Raw genomic sequence first — 19,871 nt, 5'->3', positions numbered from 1 at the left:
AGAGTGTGGTGGCCGGATGAACGCGGAGACCAACGCCGGGGGCGCCGAACCGGGCGACATCCTGGACGCGGTGACCGAACCCATGCCGGCGGTCCGCGATACCTTGGACACTCGCCGCCGGGCCGCGGCCGCGGAACGGACAGTTCCGCGCCAGGCGGTCACCCCGGGAATCCACCGCGTCGCGCTGCCGGACGACGGTCTGGCGGAAGTGGTCTGCGTGCACTGCGGGACCCAGGGTCATGGCCCGCGTTGCCCCGCCTGTGATCATCCGCATCGGCTGCAGGATCGGTTCGAGGCCGATCTCGGGGTGGCCGGGCTGGTCACCGATCGCGGAATCGTGCACGCGCGCAACGAGGACGCGGTGGCCGCGGCGGTGGTACCCGACGACAGCGGGCAACCGGAAACCCTTGTGCTGGTGGTGTGCGACGGTGTTTCCTCCTCGCCGGACCCGCAGGCCGCCTCCGGGACCGCCGTCCGCACCGGCGTGGATGCCTGCCTTGCCGCGCTCGCCGAGAACCGGACGGCCGAGGAGGCCACGGCCGCGGGTATGGCGGCCGCGTCGGAGGCGGTGCGCAATCTGGTCGGGCCGGACGGGGACGCACCGTCGTGCACCTATGTTTCGGCGATCGTGCGCACCGAGGCCGACGGCCGGGTTTCGGTCACCGTATCGAATATCGGTGACAGCCGTGCCTACTGGCTGGCCGCCGGGGACCGGGTTTCCGAGCACCCGGCGCGTCCGGGCCATCCCGGTCCGCTCACCGGGCCGCAGAAACTGACGGTCGACGATTCGTGGGCGCAGACGCTGGTCGAAGCGGGTGCGATGGACGAGCAGGCGGCCATGGCCGATCCCCGGGCGCATACGCTGATGCGCTGGCTGGGCGCGGACGCCGGTCAGCAGCCTTGGTCGGGCGACAGTATCCGATCCTATTACGTGGAGGGCCCGGGTTCGCTGCTGCTGTGCACCGACGGCCTGTGGAATTATCTGCCCGGGCCGGTCGAGCTGTCGCAACGGGCACTCGGGATGCCGACGAGCGACGGCGCGCGGGCGCTCGTCGACTACGCGGTCGTCTGCGGGGGCAGCGATAACATCACGGTGGCTCTGGCTCCGATTTCCGGCGGTAGGTGACCGTTTTCCCATCTCGGCGAACCCCCGGCAAACCCGAGGTACCGCTGGAGCCGGGGTTTTCGGCCGCCGGTTCGGCGGTGCGGACACGCAGGACATCTGCCTGTCCGGTGTGTTTGCAAGAGTGCGAAGTCGGGTACAAGTCCGGAAAGCCGGTGTGACCACCGAGGGTTGCACGGTGAGCACGTACGCACCTACCGCAAGGAGGTTCGTCATGAAGGGTGGCCTTTCCGCCGCTCCCGGAACAACCATGGTCACCACGAATCATGAGATCATCCGCCAGTGGGCTCAGCGGCGCGGTGCTAATCCGGCGACGACGCCCGGCAGTCAGTACGACGGCGAGGTGGGGGTCCTGCGCCTGGACTTCCCGCACTACGGCGGCGCGGTACTCCAGCCCGTCAGCTGGGCCGACTGGTTCGCAACCTTCGACGCACGCAAACTGAGCTTCCGTTATCAGGAACTCCGCGCCGACGGCACCCCGAGCAATTTCTTTCGTTTGGAGCATGCGCGCGACATCTGACAGTGAGGCATTTCACTTCGGGGGTTTACTTCGCAGGCATTGCGGCTACTCGTATAACCGGAAGGTTGCTCGAGTAAAACTGAGTAGCGGGCTGTCGCGTCGGTTTGGGGATGCGAAACCCGCGCCGCGGCACGCCACGTGCGTCTGCAAGGGATTGAAAATTGAGCGCGAACCTGATGATCGTGGAAGACGACGACCGGGTCCGGGGTGCGTTACGCCTGGCCATGGAGGACGAAGGCTACGACGTCGCAGAGGCCGAGGAAGCCGAGGCCGCGCTCACCCATCTGCGCACGATCGGCGTACCCGATGTGATGATCGTCGATCTGATGCTGGGCGGAATGGACGGATTCACCTGTATCCGGGAGATCCGCCGCGAGCACGATGTGCCGATCATCGTGGTGAGCGCACGTGACGATACCCATGATGTGGTGGCAGCCCTGGAGGCCGGCGCCGACGATTTCGTCACCAAACCGTTCGAAATCAAGGAGATCACCGCGCGGATGCGTGCGCTGCGGCGCCGTGCGCGGCTGTCGGTGGAACGCGAGACGGCGCCCATCGAGGTCGTCCTGGACGCCGACCCCGCCGCGCCACTGATCCTCTCGCCGGAAGGTGGCGCCGTCCGCCGCGGCGAGGAGCCGATCAACCTCACCATCACCGAATTCCGGCTGCTGTGCGAACTCGCCGATGCGCCGGGCCGGGTCTTGAGCCGTGATGTCCTGCTGGAGCGCGTCTGGGATCGGGGGTTCTTCGGTGACGAGCGAATTGTGGATGTGCATATGCGCAGGTTGCGCACCAAAATCGAGCGCGACCCCTCCGATCCGCAGATCGTGGTCACCGTCCGTGGCCTCGGTTACCGGCTGGACGTGCAGCGCTGAACGATGGTCGGTATAACGAACGCGGTCCGGGTCGAACGCGACGCGGGGCGCTGGAGTCTGCGCAGCCGGGTGACGACCGCGTTCGCGGCGTCCTCCGGATTGATGGCGCTGGTCCTCGTCTTGGCGGTGTTCGCCGTGGTCAGCGAAGAAAGCCGCACTTTCAGCGAACGGCTGCATCACCGTCCGGCACTGCTGGTGGGGTGTGCCCTCGCCGCGGCGCTTGTCGGCGCCGCTGTCGGGGTCGGGGTGAGCCGGCGGATGCTCAAGCCGCTACGCGACGTCGCCGAGGCGGCGGCTCTCATCGCCTCCGGCGAACTGGGTACCCGCCTGCCGGACAGCAACGACCAGGACCTCTCGAGTACGGTCGCGTCGTTCAACCGGATGGTCGATTCGCTACAGCGCCGGATCGATCGCGAACACCGGCTCTTCGGTGATGTGAGCCATGAACTGCGCACCCCGATGACCACCTTGACGACGGCGGTGGGCGTGCTGGAGCGCTCACGTGCGGAACTTCCGCCGCGGTCGCAGCAAGCTCTGGACCTGGTGAGCGCCGAGGTGGCCCATCTGCGCCGGCTGCTCGACGATCTACTCGCCCTGGCGCGGGTGGAGGCAGGTATGCATCACGGTGATGCGGATCCCGTTTCGGTGGGAGATCTGCTGGTACACACCTTGCGCGACAGTCACCGGCCTGCCGAACTTCTCACAGTGGCCGACCCCGTCACGGTGCTGGGCCGTAAACTGGAGCTGGAGCGCGCCCTGCTGAATGTGCTGAAGAATGCCGACCGGCACGGCGGGGGAGCGGTGGCGGTGACAGTGCGCCGCGACGGCGCGGATGCCGTCATCGAGGTGGACGACGCCGGCCCCGGGGGCGCGGCGGCCGACCGCGACCGAATTTTCGAACGTTTCGCGACTTCCCGTAACAGCCGCCGGTCCACCACCGGTGGCACCGGAATCGGTCTGGCGCTCGTCGCGGAGACCGTGGCCACCCACCGTGGCCGGGTCGAATGTACGGAACGCCCCGGTGGGGGCGCCCGGTTCGTCATCCGGCTTCCTGCTATCGATCGAGAGGGGCGTCATCAGCCTGTAACACAATCGTAAAGAACTCGACCAGGCCACCTCAAAGTTGATTCGTAAGCCTGGGAAAGTACTGCAAGCAGACATCGGAGTTGTATGTCTTTACACACTGAGTCCACGCAGATTGCCGGTTCGACCGGCACGCAGACCGCCGGTCCGACCGGCACCGGCTCGACCACTTCGTCCACCGCGACCGATGCGGAGCCCGCCAGTACCGGCGTGCGCTTGCGCGCACCGCGGATCACGGATGCCGCGCGATTGTGGCAGATCGCCGACGAGTCGCAGGTCCTGGACGTCAATTCGAGCTATGCCTATCTTCTGTGGTGCCGAGATTTCGCCGCCACCTCGGTGGTGGCCGAGAGCGACGGCCGCGTCGTCGGTTTCGTCACCGGCTACCTGAGACCCGATGCGCCCGGCACCCTGTTCGTCTGGCAGGTTGCCGTGGACGCCGACCAGCGTGGTCGCGGAACCGGGGTCGCCATGCTGGACTGGTTGGTCGCCACCGTCACCGCGCCGGACCATCCGGCCGGCGGTGCCGTCGATGCGCTGGAGACCACCGTGTCCCCCGATAATCCCGCCTCGATTGCCATGTTCGCCTCGCTGGCTCGCCGCCGCGGTGCCGAAATGGTGCGCAGCGAACTGTTCGAACCGGACGTGTTCCCGGACAGTCACGCCGCCGAGGACCTCTACACCATCTCCCCGATCGCCCGTAAAAACGAAAGGGATCACTGATGATTACCCCTGAAACGACGATCTTCGACGATCTGGAATCCAATGTCCGCGGCTACTGCCGCTCCTGGCCCGCGGTGTTCGAGACCGCCCAGGGCGCCTGGCTCCGCGACGAGAACGGCCGGGATTTCCTCGATTTCTTCGCCGGAGCGGGCGCGCTGAACTACGGCCACAACAACCCGCTGCTCAAGACGGCGCTGATCGACTATCTGTCCGGTGACGGGATAACCCATGGTCTGGACATGTCCACTGTCGCCAAGCGCAAACTGCTGGAGACCATCCGGGATACCCTGCTGGCGCCGCGCGGCCTGGACTACAAGGTCCAGTTCCCCGGCCCGACCGGCGCGAACGCGGTGGAAGCCGCGCTGAAGCTGGCCCGCAAGGTCACCGGTCGTCAGACCATTCTCAGCTTCACCAACGCATTCCACGGGATGACCCTGGGCGCGCTGTCGGTGACCGGTAACGCCATGAAGCGCGCCGGTGCCGGTGTTCCGCTCAATCACGCGACACCGATGCCCTACGACGGCTACTTCGACGGCACCACCGCGGACTTCCAGTGGATGGAGCGGGTGCTCGACGATTCCTCGTCCGGCCTGGACCGGCCGGCCGCCGTGATCGTGGAAACCGTGCAGGGTGAGGGCGGGGTGAACCTGGCCCGCGCCGAATGGCTGCGGCACCTGGCCTCGCTGTGCTCCGCTCGCGGCATCCTGCTCATCGTCGACGACGTGCAGATGGGCTGCGGTCGCACCGGCCCGTTCTTCTCCTTCGAGGCGGCCGGAATCACTCCCGATATCGTCACCCTGTCGAAGTCGATCGGCGGTTACGGCCTGCCGATGGCGCTGGTGCTGTTCAAGCCGGAGCACGATGTGTGGTCACCGGGTGAACACAACGGCACCTTCCGGGGTAACAATCCGTCCTTCGTGACCGCGCAGGTGGCGCTCGAGCATTATTGGTCCGATGATGTATTGGAGAAGTCCACCGGCGCCAAGGGTAAGCGGGTGGCCGCGGCGTTGAACGATATCGCCGTGGCCGCACCGGGAATCTCGACCCGGGGCCGCGGCTTGGTGCACGGCCTGGTCTTCGACGACGCCTCGCAGGCCGGAAAGGTTTGCCAGGTCGCGTTCGAACGTGGCCTGCTGGCCGAGACCTCCGGAGCGTCGGATGAAGTTGTAAAACTGCTGCCGCCGTTGACCATCGCCGACGACGAACTGGACCACGGTCTTCGCATCCTGGGCGATGCCGTCGAAACCGTCTGCAGCTGAGAGGAACTACAGAATGATCGTGCGCACCACCGACGAGATCACCGGCACCCACCGCGATGTCGGTGCGGAGGGCTGGCGTAGCAAACGGATCGTGCTGGGCGGTGATGGGGTGGGGTTCTCGTTCCACGAGACCACCATCGAGGCCGGCACCACCCACGTCTTCCACTATCAGAACCATGTGGAAGCGGTCTGGTTGGTCGAGGGTGAAGGCACCCTCACCGATCTGACGAACGACCGCACCTACGATCTCGCGCCGGGCACCATGTACCTGCTCGACGGGCACGAGAAGCACGAGGTGCGGACACGGACACGGATGCGGATGCTGTGCGTGTTCAACCCTCCTGTCACGGGGCAGGAGGTGCACGACGAGAACGGCGTTTATCCGTTGATCGCCGTTCCGGCCGACTGAGAGGAAGGACGAACGACGTTGTTTGACAATCGGATCGATCGCTATCCGACCAGAACCGCCGAGCGGTTGCCGCTGCAGGAGCGACACGACGCGACGGTGTGGGGCCGGATCGACAACGCGGAGCTGGCTGCGTTCGATACCGACGGTTACGCGATTCTGGATCGTTTGCTCAGCCCCGAGGAGGTGGCCGAGTTCGCCGCCGAGATCGATCGGCTGGCAAACGATCCGGATTTGCGGGGTGACGACCGGCTCATCGTGGAGAAGACGTCGCAGCAGGTGCGCTCGGTTTTCGATGTGCATTCGCTGAGCCCGGCAGTGAAAGAGCTGGTGCGCGAATCCCGGGTCGTGGAGCTGGCCCGACAGGTTCTGGGTTCGGATGTGTACATCCACCAGAGCCGGGTCAATTACCTTCCCGGATTCGGTACCGGTTTCTACTGGCATTCCGATTTCGAGACCTGGCACGCCGAAGACGGAATGCCGACGCCGCGGGCGGTGAGTCTGTCCATCGCGTTGACGGACAACTATCCGTACAACGGCAGTCTGATGGTAATGCCCGGATCGCATCGAACTTTCGTCCCCTGCGTGGGCGAAACACCGGCGGATCACTACCGCGAATCACTGCGTGAGCAGGAGATCGGGGTACCGAGCCAGGCCGATATCACCGAACTGGCCCATAAGTACGGAATCGAGCAGTTCACCGGTCCGGCCGGGTCGGCGCTGCTGTTCGATTCGAACATCATGCACGCGTCGGCGAACAACATCACGCCGTTCCCGCGGTCGAATATCTTCCTCGTGTTCAACAGTGTGGAGAACACTCTGGAAGAGCCGTTCGCCGCACCGGCGCGCCGACCGGCATATATCGCGAGTCGCGACTTCACGGCGGTGTAGAAGGGACATCTCGCCCATGGCGACGGGGACGAATCCCGGCGGGTTCGTCCCCGTCGTCGTGTCCGGGTCAGCGGCGTCGGCGGGTAGCGGGCCGGTCGAGTTCCGGGGAGGCTGCTCCGTACAGCCGCTGGTACAGGGTGAGCCATGCGGCCGGCGGAACCAGCCCCACCGGCAGGTCGGTCGCGATACCGGCCGCCGCGCAAGCCCGGATCACCGCCCGAGCCGAATGTGTGCGCCGGAGTGAGGCGGCCAGTGATCCGCCGACTCCCGAGAAGCCCAGGTCCACCATTCGCCGGTAGTCGTCGCGGGCATCGGCCGGTAGAAGCGGGACCGGCCGGCGCACGATCCGCAGTATCGCGCCGTCGACCCGGGGGACGGGGAAGAATTCCTCGCGGCCGATCCGGTCTCCCATAGCCGGTACCCAATCCGGCCAGTGGATAATGGTCGATTTTGTCCAGCGGCCGTAATCGCCGCTGTATTTACGGGCGAATTCGTATTGGGTGAGCAAGGTGGCCGCGGTGAGCCGGTGCGCGGTCAGACACCAGCGCAGGATCTCGGTGCTCGCACCGAACGGGATATTGCCGACAACGGCGAACGGCTGCTCCGGCGGTTCGGTGAAACGGAAATCCTTGTGTACGACGCGGACTCGTTCGTCAGCGGCATAACGTACGGCGAGCCGGTGGGCATAATGCCGATCTTTTTCGTAGGCCACCACCCGCCCCGCGTGACGGATCAGATGACGGGTGAGCATCCCGTCGCCGGGCCCGATCTCCAGGACGAGATCGGCTCGGCCGACGCCGGCGGCCGCCACGATGCGGTGGGCGGTGGCGGGCTCGGTCAGGAAATTCTGGGACAGCCTTTTACGGGTCGCGGACATACGGGTACGCGAGCGGGCCATGGGGGTCCTCCGGAGGAGTGGGCCGAATCGATGTGCGCAGATTCGCCCGGACCCATGCCGGTGCTGTACGCGGCGCCGAAGCGCCGGATGATCGCGACGGGATATCGGTCGGGGGGGACCGGTATCACCTACGGCCGGGTGCTCCCGTCGGTGGGACGACCCGGCGGCGTCAGCGGAGTGTGGGGTGCGCCGGCAGAGTCCGAGCTGCCGTGCGCAGGCGGATGTAGTACGCGCCCGCGCACACTCCGCTGGTGCACAAAGTTCCCATGCCGGCCACCTTAGGTCGATCCGTCGAAATCCGTCCAACGATTTTCCGGATATGACACGAGGTCACCGGCCGTCGATCGGGTGACGCCCCGTTCCGGGGTTTCACCGCACCCCGGCGGTTTCGCATCCCGTCGGGTCACACCGTTCGCCCGGGATCAGGGCGGAGAGTTCGGCATCGAGATCGGCCCGGTCGGCAAGCGGTATGCCGGTTCCGGCGGAGTTCGCGGCGTCCTCGAGGACAGCGAACTCCGGATCGTCCACCTCCGGAACCGGCACCGGATCCTCGACGCTCGGGCCGTTCGTACGGTAGCTGCGGCTCAGGTGCCGGTAATGCTTGCTGCCGAGTGCGTAACCGGTGAACAGCACGCCGAGCACACCGAGCAGGACGAACACCAGCGCCATACCGCGGGCCTCCCCGGTGCCGAACCAGCCGCCGATCCAGCGGGCGCCCGACCCGTCGGTCATGAACGGGATGAAGAAGAACTGCGCCAGCGGGCTGATCAAGAAAGCCGTCAGCGGAGAGGCGGCCTGTTCCACGCTCTGTGCGAAACCGAAGACCCGGCCTTGCCTTTCGTACGGGACGACCTTCTGCAGGACGGTCTGTTCGGCGGCCTCCGCGAACGGCATCAGCACCATGAACACTGCCATGCCGCCCACCAGCAGCAGCACCGAATCCCGTAGCGGGAATACCAGCATCACCGCCCACAGCGCCAGGTTGATCAACAGGATCAACCGCACCGGATTCGACGAGGTACCGGTTCTGGCCACGAGCAGGCCCCCGACGATCATCACCGCGCTCAACGCGCCCCAGATGATGCCCCAGGCCTGTACCGACATCATCGACAGTGCATAGGGGTCCATCAGCGCCATCAACCCGCCGAAAAGCAGATTGTTCAACGCCGCGAAGGCGATCAGCGGGATCATGCCCGGAATCCCGCGGATGATCCGCACCGTCCCGCGCAGGTCGACCCGTTTGGGTTCGCCCGCGGCCGCGGCCCGGGACAGCGTGTCCGGGAGAGCGAGCCGCCGCAGGTGCAGGACGGCTCCCGCGAGGACGATGACGGCCATCACCAGCACACCGAGCATCCCGTTCCAGCCGACGAGCAGCGCACTGGCAACCGATGTCGCCAGTTGCGATATACCGGTGGTCGTGCCGACCAGGCCGTTGGCCCTATCCCGGACCCGGGCGTCGAACATGGCGGTGACGACGGTCGGCAGCGCGATCGTACGCAGCCCGCCGGCGATCACGCCGGCCATCACCAGCAAAATGAGCACCCACAGGCGGATACCGGCCGGATCGCGCCATTCCTCGGCCGGAGTGACCAGGTAGAACGCCAGCGCGATCGCGTAGATCGCGAGGGACACCAGCGCCGACGCCTGCATCACGGACTTCTTGCGGTGGTGGTCGACGATACTGCCGAACCAGACGCCGGTGCCGGCCATTGCGACCAGGAAGATCCCGGCGATCATTCCGGTGGCGAAAACGGACCGGGTCTCCAGGTAGACGAAGAACGTGATGCCGAACCAGACCGTGAAATTGATGAACGAGACGAGCAGCACGTTCACCAGCAGCTGCGCGAACATCCGGACGGTGGGGTCGGCGAGGTCGAGGCGGGTACCGGTCGCGCCGGCAGGCCGATTCGGGGCTTCCATACTCATGAACTCAACAACCTCGACAATGGTTCAGGTCAAGTGGCGACCGGTGGGCATATCACCACCTTGGACCGCCGCCGAGCCCGAAACTCATCGGAGCCGGTGCCGCGTGTCACCGCACGACAACCTCGCCGGGGTTGCGGCGGCCATCGTGTCCGTCGCTGCCGCGGTGGGTGGACGGTCGTCGAACGGTGACGAGGTCGACCGGCGACTTGGACGCCAATCCTGTTCCGGAGCGGCCGGGCCGACGGCGGGATCCGTCGCGGGAGATCGACAGTGGTGGTCCTGCCGTCGGCCGGTGCCGGGCCGCTACGCACCGGTCGGCCGGCGTCGCGCGATCCGGCGGATGTATCCATGATGGTCGCGATATCGTCGTCGAAGCTCGGCTGCCGTTTCAAATGATTTTCCGGCCGGAACGGTCCCCGTCTTCCCTCAGCGCATACCGGTGAGTGTTTCGCCACCGGCCGGGCGTCGGGTCGCGGTGGCGATCACCTCTTCGGCAACGGCCTGGGTACGCCACATCCGGGCCTCCGCCAGGGCACCGCGTTGTTCCAGGAGCGTTGCCAGTTCGGCCATGGCGGGGATCATCCGCCGGCCGGCCGCGGCCCGCCACCACCGCTCCGCGGCCCCGGGATCGTCGCGGCGCAACGACAGCGCGCCGAGATCGTAGATGGCGCCGAGATGCCCGGCCCGGGCGGCGCGGGTCCACAGCAGGTGTGCGCGATCGTCGTCACCCTGGGCGTGCGCTACCGCACCGAGCGAATGGAGCCGTGCGGGGTCCACCTCGTCGTCCACGGGCAGTTGATCGACCGGCCGCACGGGCGCGAGCGAATCGTCGGCGAGGGTGTCGACGAGCGAATGGTCGTCGCGCGTCGTGAATTCCGGGGCCGCTGCGTCTCCGGCGAGGAGCGGCGTGCGGTAACGGGAGGTGGTAGCGGCGGCATCGGTCGCTGCCGGCCGGGGCGGCTCCGGACCGTAGTCGGTGAACCCGGCATCGCGGATGACCGGCACGAGGCCGGTCAGTTCCGGACTCTCGGCCCATCCGTGCCGCCCGATGGCCGGATACGATTCTCCGGCCGTGTCATCCGGGACTCGGCGATCCGCGCCCGTCCCGGTGAGCGGGTCGTCGTAGCCGTCGAAATCATCCACCGGAATGCGATGCGGTGCGGTGGCTTCCAGGGCCCCGCTGTCGTCCGATTCGTCTTCGTACGCTGGTGCGGAGAGCTGAATATCGGCGAAACTGCAGGGATAGCCTTGTATCTCGGCATCGTCTCCGGCGGATTTCGGCACGGAATCCGGTGCGGCGGCTGCCATCGTAGTTCCGCTTTCGCGGGATTCGGCCGGGTGGCCGGCGGTGGCGGGTGCTGTCGCGTCATCGCCCGAGTTCGCCGCCAGAGGAGATTTGTGCGTCGTCGTTGCCGACTGCGCGCCGCGGGTGGTTACAGCGAGGGAACCCTGATCTGTGGGCATGGTGGTGGCCACCGCAGTGCACACAGGCCGAACCTCGGCCGGGATGGGGTCCGGTGCGAGTTCGTGTGCCGGAGGTTCGCCCGTGGTGGGTGATGTCGCAGAGTCGGCTGTGGTCAGCGCCGGCGGGGAGTCGTAGCCAGTGGGTTCGCTGGTGAAGGTGTACGTGGTCGGCGGCCGGATGGTGGGTACGGACAGGGCGCCGGCTGCGGTAGGCGCGAGTGCGGGTTCGTGTGCGACCGTTGCGGATTCGCGTGTGGCGGATGCCGTTACGGGGTCGTCTGTGACCGGTGCCGAGGTGGAGTCGTCTGCAACCGGTGGCGTGCGGGATTCGATTGCGGTCGGCTCCGCCGCGGGTTCGTCGAGGTGTGGTGTCTCCGGGGAGTCGTCCACGGCGCGTTCGTAATGCGCTGTCCACGGGTCGAGTTCGAGGGCATCGTCCGGGGCGGGCTCATCGGGTTCCACCCAGTGGTGCCGATTGCCCCGGCGCTGCGAGGGTGTGGGCGTGGAGATGGTGGGGATGGTCCCGGACGTGAAGAGGTGCGGGTGCGGATCCAGCGGAGTGCTCCGCACCTCGATCACCAGGTCGGCGAAATGGGGTGGGCCTTCGCCCATACTGCACCACAGGACGGTGCGGCCCATCTCCGTGCGCTCGACGACGATTCCGTAATTGCCGGACCACGATTGGGGCTCTCCCGCCGCGTTCGACCAGACCGGTGTGAGCGCGAACAGAGCGTCCGGTGAGTCCGCGGCCAGATCGAAGGTGATTCCGCGTTCGAGTGCGTCGCGCCAGATATCGACCCCGGCCAGGTGCCGGTCGTCGAGATCGATATAGCCGTCGATCACCGACAGGCCGATACCGACGGCGGCCAGCCCCGCCGGCGGCGTCGCCGAGAGCAGGGTCATGGTCAGTGCCGACGCCGGGGTCGGCAACTGCTCGCTGTACATGGGATATACCGTGGCGCCGTCGAGATCGATGGGATCGGCGCTGCGATATCGGGCGGCGAGCGTGCGGCGCTGCGGTGCCGGTTCGGCGCTGTGCCGCGGTCCGGATGACGGTCGTGGTACACCCGTCAGCAACGGTGTGGCATCGCGGTATCCGCCGCGTAGATACCTGGGCAGCTGACCGGCTCCCGAAACCGGTGCGGACCTGTCGGCCTGCGACGGAATGAATCCGATACCCGGCGATCCCGGATCGTGCATATCCTGTGCCCCGCCTTTCCCACCGCTTCGATTCACCCCGCAGCAATGCGGTGGCTATACCGTACTCGCCGAATCCACGGCGTGTGGGGCGATTCCGTGGGCCACCACACGTTCGAGTGCGGCGATATCGCTTTCGAGGGTCCGGAAGAGCAGATATACGACCGCGAACGCGAGTGCGCTGCCCAGCAGCAGCACCCGCAATGCCGGCAGGACCTCCACCACATCGGCGGCCGGCAGGAACGTCGCACCGGCCGCACCGAGCAACGGGACCGCCGCGGCGAGCAGGAGAAAGTAGGTACTGCGCCGATCCAGTGCGCGCAACTGTTCCACATCGCTGCCGAACGCACCACCCAGCGGCAGGAACGCCGGATACAGCGATCGCACCGCATAGCTTCCGACCAGGAAGTACGGATAGGCCATTGCCATCGCGCCACAAATGATCTGGGTCCCGAAGAAATGCGCCGAGGCCGCGGCCCCCAGCGTGCTGCCGGACGCCTGCACCGTGACCGGGACCGCGATTCCGGTGATCGCCCAGAGCAGGAAACAGGCCAGCACGGTACGACTGCTCAGCAACAGGGTGTCGCGGCGGGCACGGGCCAGCGTGGCGGTCTCGTAGCCGCGACCGTCCCGACCGCTCCCGCCGCGGCGGAGCCCGCGCAGCACCGATCCCAGATGTGCGGTGAGCACGGTGGTGACGACGAAGCCGGCGAGGAACGCGAGGCCGTAGGTGATCGGCGCGACTCGCTGGAAGATCTCGTGCGCTCCGGTATCGAGGCCGTCGATGATGAGGACCCGGTTGTGGTAGTAGCTGTACCAGATGGCGAGGGCGTTCGGCACCGCGATGGACAGGAACATGATCGGATGCAGCAGGGCACGGGCCCGCCGCCGGAGACTGCTCCGTGGCGGGTCCACCAGATCTCGTGCGCGGGGGTCGAGGCAGATCCGCAGCTGTCGCGCCATATCGGCTCCGTGGGCCCAGCGCCGGTCCGGATCCGGATCGAGGGCGCGCACCAGCGTGCGGCGCAGAGCGTCGGGACAGTCCGGCGGTAGATCGCGATAGGGGAGAGCCCGGGCGCCACGGCGGCGCAGCGAGAGCATGGCCTCCAGGGTGGTCCGGTCTCCGGGTGCCGGCTGTGGTGGTTCCGTGGTCACGGAGGCGGCCGGTGTGTGCGGCGGTCCGGCCGCGGTGTCGTCGCGGGTGGCCGAGATCGGTGGTCGTGTGTCGGGTTTTGCCGCGGCGTCGGCGGTGACTTCCGGGCGGCCTGTTGCGGGACCGGTGGCGGTGGCGGTGTCGTCGAACGGCCGGCGCCCGGTGAGCAGTTCCCACAGCACCACCGCGAGCGCGTAGAGATCGCTGCGGGTGTCCAGATCGGCGGCGGTACCCGGTAGGCCGGGGTGGATGACGGCGAGTTGTTCGGGCGACATGTAGGCAAGGGACCCGCCGAAATACGCCACCGGGCTCGAACCGGCGACGTTCGCCCCGAAACTGATGTTGAAGTCCGCGAGTTTCGGTACCGCGTCCGCCGTGAGCAGGACATTTGCCGGTTTCACGTCGCGATGCAGTACCCCCGCCCGGTCGGCGTGATCCAGCGCCCGGGCCAGCCGGGTACCCAGCCAGGCAACGGTTTCCGGCCAGGTCAGCGCCGAGATCGTGGTGCGGGCAGCCGATTCGGCGGGGCGGATCTCACCCTTGTCGTCGAGGACCTCGTCGATCGATTCGAGTAGCAGTGCGCCGGTGCGTTCCGTCGGCCGGGTGTCGCGGACCTTGTCGAGTACGGTGAGCAGGGTTCCACCGGGGACGTACTGCATGTACAGGAGTCGCAGGCGTGGCTCTGGCAGAATGTGCCGGTCGAAGACCCGCACGATGTAATCGTGGTCGAGTTGGGCGAGTGTCTGCGGTTCGGTGCCGGAGTCGGCGGAGATCTTCACCGCGACCAGTCGCTGCATCGTGCGTTGCCGGGCCAGGAAGACTTTGGCGAAAGCACCGCGTCCGAGCAGAGTGAGCAGATCGAAATCGTCGATACGGGTACCCGCATCGATATCGTCCACGGTGGCCGGTTTCTCATCGGCCCGGTTCCCGAACAGCGTGCTCCGGTACTCGCCGGTGGCCAGGAGTTCGGACAGTTCTGCGGCCTGACCGGGGAACTCGGCCGTGTATTCGCCGGGATCGACCGGCTGGCCGGCGCGACGCCGCTGGTGGTATTCCTCGTAGATCAGGTCCGGGGGCAGTGGCCGATCGCCCAGTTCCGGGAACTCGGCCACATAATCGGCGAGTCGTTTGCTCTGCCCCGTATATCGTCGGCGGTGGACGAGATCGATCTTGATCAGCTCGATGAGCGCCACCCGCCGGAGCGCGGCCGACCCGGGCAGATACCGGGAGAGATCAGGTGGCGGGGGCGAATCCTGCCACGCCGCGGTGAACAGGCGCAGGGTTTCCGCGAGCTGATCGCCGTGCGATCGCCCGAGGGTGTCCGCGCGTGGTGTGGCGGGTTGCCCCATCTGCGCATGGTAACGCCGCGCGGTGTCGAGAAACGACCGGATTGCCGAGGGCTCCGGCTTTCCAATTTATCTGTAACCGCCGGTTACAGATAAATCGGTTCTGTGGGAAGAGTTCGCCGAACGGCAATTGGCGTCAGCGTACACCACGCAACCTCGGCCGGTCGAACGTGGCTACCTACCTGATGACCATGCAGCCTTCGCCCGACGACAGAGAGCACAGCAGCCGGTTCAACTCCATGAGCAGGGCCTGCACCGGGTTGGACGGGACAACGGCCGGAGTGATCATCGGTAACCTCCGCGGTCGGATCGGTGAACTGGTCTACCGGGATGATCGGCCACGCGGTGCCGGGCGTTAGGGGACCGGCGTCCCGGCCCCACCGGCAATGCTCGTCCGATGGCCATCACGGTGTCATCCGGCGGCCACGGGGTTGTCAGCCGGGTGCGGGATCCCTTGATGATGGACACCACGCGCAGGCGATTCCTCGGACGGGGCGCCGCGGCGGCTGCGGCGCTGCTCGTGGGCACCGGCGCGGCGGCCGCAGGACGGTTCCGGGCACCGCGCTGTCTGGATGATCCCTTCACCCTGGGGGTCGCCTCGGGCGACCCCACCTCGGACGGAGTGGTGTTGTGGACCAGGCTTGCGCCGGATCCGCTCGCTCCGGACGGGTTCGGCGGGATGGGCCGGGATCCGGTCACCGTGGACTACGAGGTCGCCGCCGACTCCGCATTCCGCCGGGTGGTGCGGCGCGGGTCGGCGGTTGCCGATCGAGCGCTCGGCCATTCGGTCCATCCGGAAGTACGCGGACTGGAACCGGATCGCTGGTACTTCTACCGCTTCCGGGCGGGGACGGCGATCTCACCGACCGGGCGCACCCGCACGGCTCCGGCGCCCGGCGTTTCCGTGCGCCGGCTCCGGTTCGCGTTCGCTTCGTGCCAGAACTGGAGCGACGGCTGGTACACCGCCTACGACCATATCTGTAACGAGGATCTGGACCTGCTCGTTCATCTCGGCGACTATCTGTACGAGTACCCGGTCACCGGCGCGGTGCGGGGAGTGCGGGCGGATTCGTGGCTGCGGCACGAACCGCGTGACCTCAACGGGTACCGCGTGCATTACGGCTGGTACAAGTCGGATCCGGAATTGCGGCGGGCACACGCGTCCTTCCCGTGGCTGGTCACCATGGACGATCACGAACTCGCCGACGACTGGGCGGGCGATCGTGCCCAGAACCGGGCCGACCTCGATCTGCTCGCGCCGATGTTCCGGGCCCGGCGGGCGGCGGCCTTCCAGGCGATGTACGAACACCAGCCGTTACGCCTGGCGCAGCTGCCGGCGGGTCCGCGGATACGCCTGCACCGCCGCTACCGCTTCGGTGCACTCGCCGATATCACCATGCTGGATACGCGGCAGTACCGCCGTGGGGGTTCGATTCTGGGTGCGCGGCAACGGGAATGGCTGGTGGACGGATTCGCGACATCATCGGCGCGCTGGCAGATCATCGGCAATCAGGTGGTGCTCGGCCGGACGGATCACGACGCCGGGGCCGGTGCGGCGCTGTCCGCCGATGCGTGGGACGGCTTTCCCGCCGAGCGGGCCGCCGTACTGTCCGCCGCCGCTGCGCGTGCCGTGCCGAACCTCGTGGTGATCACCGGTGATCGGCACGAGAACTACGCCGCCGACCTGCGCGCGGATCCGGCGGACCCGAGTAGCCCGGTGGTGGCCGCGGAATTCACCGGTACCTCCCTCACCAGCGGCGGCGACGGCGTGGACACCTACGCGCGCGGCGCCGAACTGCTGGCAGCCAACCCGGACCTGAAATTCTTCAACGCGCAACGCGGCTACGTCCGGGTCGAAGTGGATCGGCAGCTCTGGCGCACGGATTTCCGGGTGGTGCCCTATGTGAGCCGTCCCGGTGCCCCGGTGTTCACCCGTGCGTCGTATGTAGTCGCGCACGGCGTGCCGGGGGTCGTCCCGGCCGGGGAGGATCGGATCCGCCGGGACGACTCGCCACCGCCTTCGACCCTGGGTGCGGCCCCTGGCGGGGAGATCGGTGCGGTGGGCTGAACCCTGTGCGGTGTCGCAGGGTTCGTTACCGCTGATCAGCCGACGGGCATTCCCGGTGTGGGCGGGAATCGGACCGGGAGCGCGATGAGTGCGCGATGGAACGGACCCGGCCGCCAGATCGTTCGATCCGGGTCGAATGCGGGAGTCAGATCGGGTAGCGCGTCGAGCAACTGATCGACGGCTTCCTCGGCGAGCAGACGGGATATCGTCCGGGCATGCGCCGGGCACGCGTGTGGTCCGCGGCCCCAGGCCAGGTTCCGGTCCTCAGGAGAAACAGGTGTAGTCGACCGGTCCAGGTCCCCGTGGCAGGCGGCCGCGCCGATGAGTACCGGCTGATCTGAGGGCAGCAGGACATCGCCGACCATGACGGGAAGCGGGGGATAGCTGATGCTGTGATTCGCCAGCGGCGGGTCGCCGGCCAGCACTTCGTCGAGTGCGTCGCGGGCCGGTGGCGCGAACCCGGTCTGATTACTGGTGAACCGCGGATCGGTGAGGATCAGCAGCAGCGTGTTGGCGATCAGGTTGCGCGGCGGTTCGACCCCGGTCCAGTACAGGCCCAGCAGTTGGTGAACGAGCTCCTCGTCGGACAGGTCCGCCGGATGCCGGATCAGCCGGCTGGTGACATCGTCGCCGGGTTCGGCTCGTTTACGGTCGATCAGCTCGGCGAGCAGCCGCTGGATCCGGGCCTCGGAATCGTCGTCGCCGGCCCCGTCGATTATTTCGGTGAGCCCGATACGCAGCAGGTCACCGAGTTCGGGCGGACAACCGAGAATATGGTCCATCGTCCGGAACACCAGCGGCACCACATACCGGTCGAGCAGATCGGCGGCACCCTCGGAGCAGAAGCCGTTGATGAGCCCCATGGCGATTCGCGAAATGATGGTGTGCAACGAATTCGGGTCCACACCGGCCAGCGCCTCCACGGTGGCGGCGCGGTAGCGATCGTGGTCGGGGCCGTGGCTGCGCAGTGGGTTGGGCCGCCACTGCATCATCGGCACGATCGGCAGTCCGGCCGGTGCCTTCTGCTGCCAGGCGCGGGGGTCGGCGGGGAAATGGGCGGGGTCGTCCAGGATTCGCCGTGCCGTCCGGTCATCCACCACGAGGGTGGCGGGGATACCGGGCGCGAGATCCACCGGGACCAGCGCGCCGAATCGCCGTCGCATCCATTGATAGAACCCGTGGGGGTCGGTCGCGAATTCGCGAGAGTAGAGCGGGATGCGGGAGCCGGTGGAATCCGCCGGTGTGACGGTACTATCGCTACGGCGAGTGGACGCCGGCCGGGACTGCCCTGGCACTGGTACCCCCTGCGGTCGTGCGCCGGGACACTCCGGGCGCAGTCCGGAACGGCCGGAACGACCTGCTCGAAAGGGTTCGGCCGGTACACGTTTCGTGTACGGCCGGAAATGATACCCACGCGCGAGGCAGTCGTGCGGGACCCCGTCGCATTGTGGGGCGCCGCGGGAGCTCAGCGTTCCCGGCGTACCGGGGCCGGTGCCTGCCGGAGTTCGATTGCGACGAGTAGTTCGACGAGATCGGTGACGGTGCGGATGTTGCGGCCGGTCAGCTGCTGGATCCGGCGCAGCCGGTACTTGGCGGTGTTGTGGTGGATCCGCAGGGCGTCGGCGGCTTCGCGCAGGTTCGTATCGGCGGCGATGAACGCCCGGATGGTGTCGGCGAGTACCCCGCCCTTGGCCTGGTCGTCGGCGAGTGTGCGGGCGATCCGCGGGTCGACGAGGCTGCGCGCCGTCTCGTCCGAGCTCAGGACCAGATACCGGAACGGGGTGAGCTCGGGGAGCGCCAGGACGCCACCGCCGTCGGGCAGCAGGTCCAGCGCCGAGAGTGCTTCCTGCCGGCCGCGCGGGAGCCGGCCGACCCCGGTGATCACCGTGCTGATCCCGAACGCGGTGGTGATTCCCTCTGTGAGGAGGGCCTCGCGGGTACGTCGCAGCCGGGTGCACAGCTCGCCGGCGGTGGCGCGGCCGAGCCCGGCGACGGCGACGATATCGGTATCGCGGACGACGGCCGGAGTGCGGTGCCCGTTGACCCCGGTGCGTGCCAGCGCGGAGGAAACGATATGCGGCGCGTCGATCTCGGAATGTCCGCCGGTATCGCGCTCGCTGCTGCTGTCCAGGACGGTGGCCGCGATGACGACGAGGCGTTCCCCGGGGGCGGGACCGATACCGTGGGCGGCCGCGGCCGCCAGGAGTGGTCCACGGTCGGGGAGCGTGCCGCCGAGCAGCGCTTCGATCAGATCGTGGTCGTCGCGACCGGCTTCGGCCGATTGATGCTGCTGGAAATCCAGATACGCGTGGGTGGCCTGGGTGCTGATCAGATCGCAGTAGCGGGTGAGCGGCAGCACCATCGACAGTGTCGCCTCCCGGGCGGTGGGCGAATCGTCGGCATGCACCATCAGGTTCTTCCAGAAAGTTTGCTGGCCGAGCCGGAACGCGGTGATGTAGTCGGCCAGCGGTAGCCCGGATCGGGCCCGCCGCACCGCCGCCCGGCGGGTGTGGGCGAGATCCGCCGCGGAGACCCGGCGCTGGGCCAACAGCGCACCCAGGCCGGTGCGGCAGAGGCGGGCCACCTGATCGTGGACATCCGCACGGAATTCGCTGTCGCGGCCGGCGTAGCCGGGGACCTGGGCGAGGATGGCGGCGCTGCCCTGTTCGGCGATCTCCTCGGTGCGGTCGTAGACGACACCGGCGATCCTGGTGCGCGCGAGTTGTACCGGTTCGGAGAGTGACGCGGTGACCGTATGTGATCCAGCGGACATAGTCGGATGGTCCACGCACTCCGAGGCAAAGTCAACATTCGCCCGCTTATGTATCAAATTATGCCCTGCTCGCTTGTCCTTCGAGGACAAATCCGGCGCCGATAATTGGGACGAAAGGGCTGATGTGTTTCAATCCTATCGCTCTTACGCTGGCCTGACCCATAGC

The 19,871-nt window shown here is 67.3% G+C and carries 15 protein-coding genes; 9 read left to right on the top strand and 6 right to left on the bottom strand.

Annotated features, from left to right (window positions below; translation table 11 throughout):
- Positions 1–16: 16 nt before the first annotated feature.
- The 8 genes from QH195_RS18320 to thpD all read left to right on the top strand — a co-directional run bounded on the left by QH195_RS18320 (position 17) and on the right by thpD (position 6,880).
- Positions 17–1,126, top strand: a complete 1,110-nt coding sequence (locus QH195_RS18320) for a PP2C family protein-serine/threonine phosphatase (protein ID WP_280423270.1) — start codon at positions 17–19, stop codon at positions 1,124–1,126.
- A gap of 211 nt (positions 1,127–1,337) precedes the next feature.
- Positions 1,338–1,643 carry a hypothetical protein gene (locus QH195_RS18315; RefSeq protein ID WP_280423269.1) on the top strand — a complete coding sequence of 102 codons (306 nt, stop codon included), beginning with the start codon at positions 1,338–1,340 and terminating at the stop codon, positions 1,641–1,643.
- A 161-nt stretch (positions 1,644–1,804) separates the two neighbouring features.
- The gene (locus tag QH195_RS18310; RefSeq protein WP_280423268.1) at positions 1,805–2,518 is read left to right on the top strand and encodes a response regulator transcription factor; all 714 of its coding nucleotides are present in this window, start codon (positions 1,805–1,807) and stop codon (positions 2,516–2,518) included.
- 3 nt (positions 2,519–2,521) lie between these two features.
- Positions 2,522–3,616: a sensor histidine kinase gene (locus tag QH195_RS18305; RefSeq protein ID WP_280436298.1), complete on the top strand. Its 1,095-nt coding sequence runs from the start codon at positions 2,522–2,524 to the stop codon at positions 3,614–3,616.
- A 72-nt stretch (positions 3,617–3,688) separates the two neighbouring features.
- Positions 3,689–4,324, top strand: a complete 636-nt coding sequence (gene ectA, locus QH195_RS18300) for a diaminobutyrate acetyltransferase (RefSeq protein ID WP_280423266.1) — start codon at positions 3,689–3,691, stop codon at positions 4,322–4,324.
- Complete coding sequence (gene ectB, locus QH195_RS18295) at positions 4,324–5,583, top strand: diaminobutyrate--2-oxoglutarate transaminase (RefSeq protein WP_280423265.1); 1,260 nt, start codon at positions 4,324–4,326, stop codon at positions 5,581–5,583. The genes ectA and ectB overlap by 1 nt, the downstream gene beginning before the upstream one ends.
- Positions 5,584–5,596: 13 nt before the next feature.
- Entirely contained in the window at positions 5,597–5,992 is a 396-nt protein-coding gene (locus QH195_RS18290; protein WP_062978384.1) for an ectoine synthase, read from the top strand.
- Positions 5,993–6,010: 18 nt separating this feature from the next.
- Entirely contained in the window at positions 6,011–6,880 is an 870-nt protein-coding gene (gene thpD / locus QH195_RS18285; protein WP_432278366.1) for an ectoine hydroxylase, read from the top strand.
- 67 nt (positions 6,881–6,947) lie between these two features.
- Here the strand turns inward: thpD and erm are convergent, their stop codons facing one another.
- The 4 genes from erm to QH195_RS18265 all read right to left on the bottom strand — a co-directional run bounded on the left by erm (position 6,948) and on the right by QH195_RS18265 (position 14,867).
- On the bottom strand, positions 6,948–7,778 hold the full coding sequence (gene erm / locus QH195_RS18280; RefSeq protein WP_432278286.1) for a 23S ribosomal RNA methyltransferase Erm: 831 nt from the start codon (positions 7,776–7,778) through the stop codon (positions 6,948–6,950).
- A gap of 369 nt (positions 7,779–8,147) precedes the next feature.
- Positions 8,148–9,704: an MFS transporter gene (locus QH195_RS18275; RefSeq protein ID WP_280436296.1), complete on the bottom strand. Its 1,557-nt coding sequence runs from the start codon at positions 9,702–9,704 to the stop codon at positions 8,148–8,150.
- Between the two features lie 426 nt (positions 9,705–10,130).
- The gene (locus QH195_RS18270; protein ID WP_280436295.1) at positions 10,131–12,368 is read right to left on the bottom strand and encodes a hypothetical protein; all 2,238 of its coding nucleotides are present in this window, start codon (positions 12,366–12,368) and stop codon (positions 10,131–10,133) included.
- A 54-nt stretch (positions 12,369–12,422) separates the two neighbouring features.
- Positions 12,423–14,867 carry a serine/threonine-protein kinase gene (locus QH195_RS18265; RefSeq protein WP_280436294.1) on the bottom strand — a complete coding sequence of 815 codons (2,445 nt, stop codon included), beginning with the start codon at positions 14,865–14,867 and terminating at the stop codon, positions 12,423–12,425.
- A gap of 457 nt (positions 14,868–15,324) precedes the next feature.
- Between QH195_RS18265 and QH195_RS18260 the strand changes: the two genes are divergently transcribed.
- Positions 15,325–16,932: an alkaline phosphatase D family protein gene (locus QH195_RS18260; RefSeq protein ID WP_280436317.1), complete on the top strand. Its 1,608-nt coding sequence runs from the start codon at positions 15,325–15,327 to the stop codon at positions 16,930–16,932.
- 35 nt (positions 16,933–16,967) lie between these two features.
- Here QH195_RS18260 and QH195_RS18255 read toward each other — a convergent pair whose 3' ends face one another.
- Both QH195_RS18255 and QH195_RS18250 read right to left on the bottom strand, forming a co-directional pair.
- The gene (locus QH195_RS18255; RefSeq protein WP_280436293.1) at positions 16,968–18,095 is read right to left on the bottom strand and encodes a cytochrome P450; all 1,128 of its coding nucleotides are present in this window, start codon (positions 18,093–18,095) and stop codon (positions 16,968–16,970) included.
- Between the two features lie 302 nt (positions 18,096–18,397).
- The gene (locus tag QH195_RS18250) at positions 18,398–19,705 is read right to left on the bottom strand and encodes a PucR family transcriptional regulator (protein ID WP_280436292.1); all 1,308 of its coding nucleotides are present in this window, start codon (positions 19,703–19,705) and stop codon (positions 18,398–18,400) included.
- Positions 19,706–19,871: the final 166 nt, after the last annotated feature.

Source organism: Nocardia carnea (genome assembly GCF_029868855.1).
GTDB lineage: Bacteria > Actinomycetota > Actinomycetes > Mycobacteriales > Mycobacteriaceae > Nocardia > Nocardia carnea_A.
This window is presented reverse-complemented; position numbering and strand designations above follow the sequence as displayed.

Excerpts from the sequence above, each read along its gene's own strand:
- QH195_RS18275 (WP_280436296.1), bottom strand. The coding sequence starts at position 9,704 with ATGAGTATGGAAGCCCCGAATCGGCCTGCCGGCGCGACCGGTACCCGC.
- ectA (WP_280423266.1), top strand. The coding sequence starts at position 3,689 with ATGTCTTTACACACTGAGTCCACGCAGATTGCCGGTTCGACCGGCACG.
- erm (WP_432278286.1), bottom strand. The coding sequence starts at position 7,778 with ATGGCCCGCTCGCGTACCCGTATGTCCGCGACCCGTAAAAGGCTGTCC.
- QH195_RS18260 (WP_280436317.1), top strand. The coding sequence starts at position 15,325 with ATGGACACCACGCGCAGGCGATTCCTCGGACGGGGCGCCGCGGCGGCT.
- QH195_RS18290 (WP_062978384.1), top strand. The coding sequence starts at position 5,597 with ATGATCGTGCGCACCACCGACGAGATCACCGGCACCCACCGCGATGTC.
- QH195_RS18255 (WP_280436293.1), bottom strand. The coding sequence starts at position 18,095 with ATGCGACGGCGATTCGGCGCGCTGGTCCCGGTGGATCTCGCGCCCGGT.
- QH195_RS18305 (WP_280436298.1), top strand. The coding sequence starts at position 2,522 with ATGGTCGGTATAACGAACGCGGTCCGGGTCGAACGCGACGCGGGGCGC.
- QH195_RS18250 (WP_280436292.1), bottom strand. The coding sequence starts at position 19,705 with ATGTCCGCTGGATCACATACGGTCACCGCGTCACTCTCCGAACCGGTA.
- QH195_RS18270 (WP_280436295.1), bottom strand. The coding sequence starts at position 12,368 with ATGCACGATCCGGGATCGCCGGGTATCGGATTCATTCCGTCGCAGGCC.
- QH195_RS18265 (WP_280436294.1), bottom strand. The coding sequence starts at position 14,867 with ATGGGGCAACCCGCCACACCACGCGCGGACACCCTCGGGCGATCGCAC.
- QH195_RS18315 (WP_280423269.1), top strand. The coding sequence starts at position 1,338 with ATGAAGGGTGGCCTTTCCGCCGCTCCCGGAACAACCATGGTCACCACG.
- QH195_RS18320 (WP_280423270.1), top strand. The coding sequence starts at position 17 with ATGAACGCGGAGACCAACGCCGGGGGCGCCGAACCGGGCGACATCCTG.
- ectB (WP_280423265.1), top strand. The coding sequence starts at position 4,324 with ATGATTACCCCTGAAACGACGATCTTCGACGATCTGGAATCCAATGTC.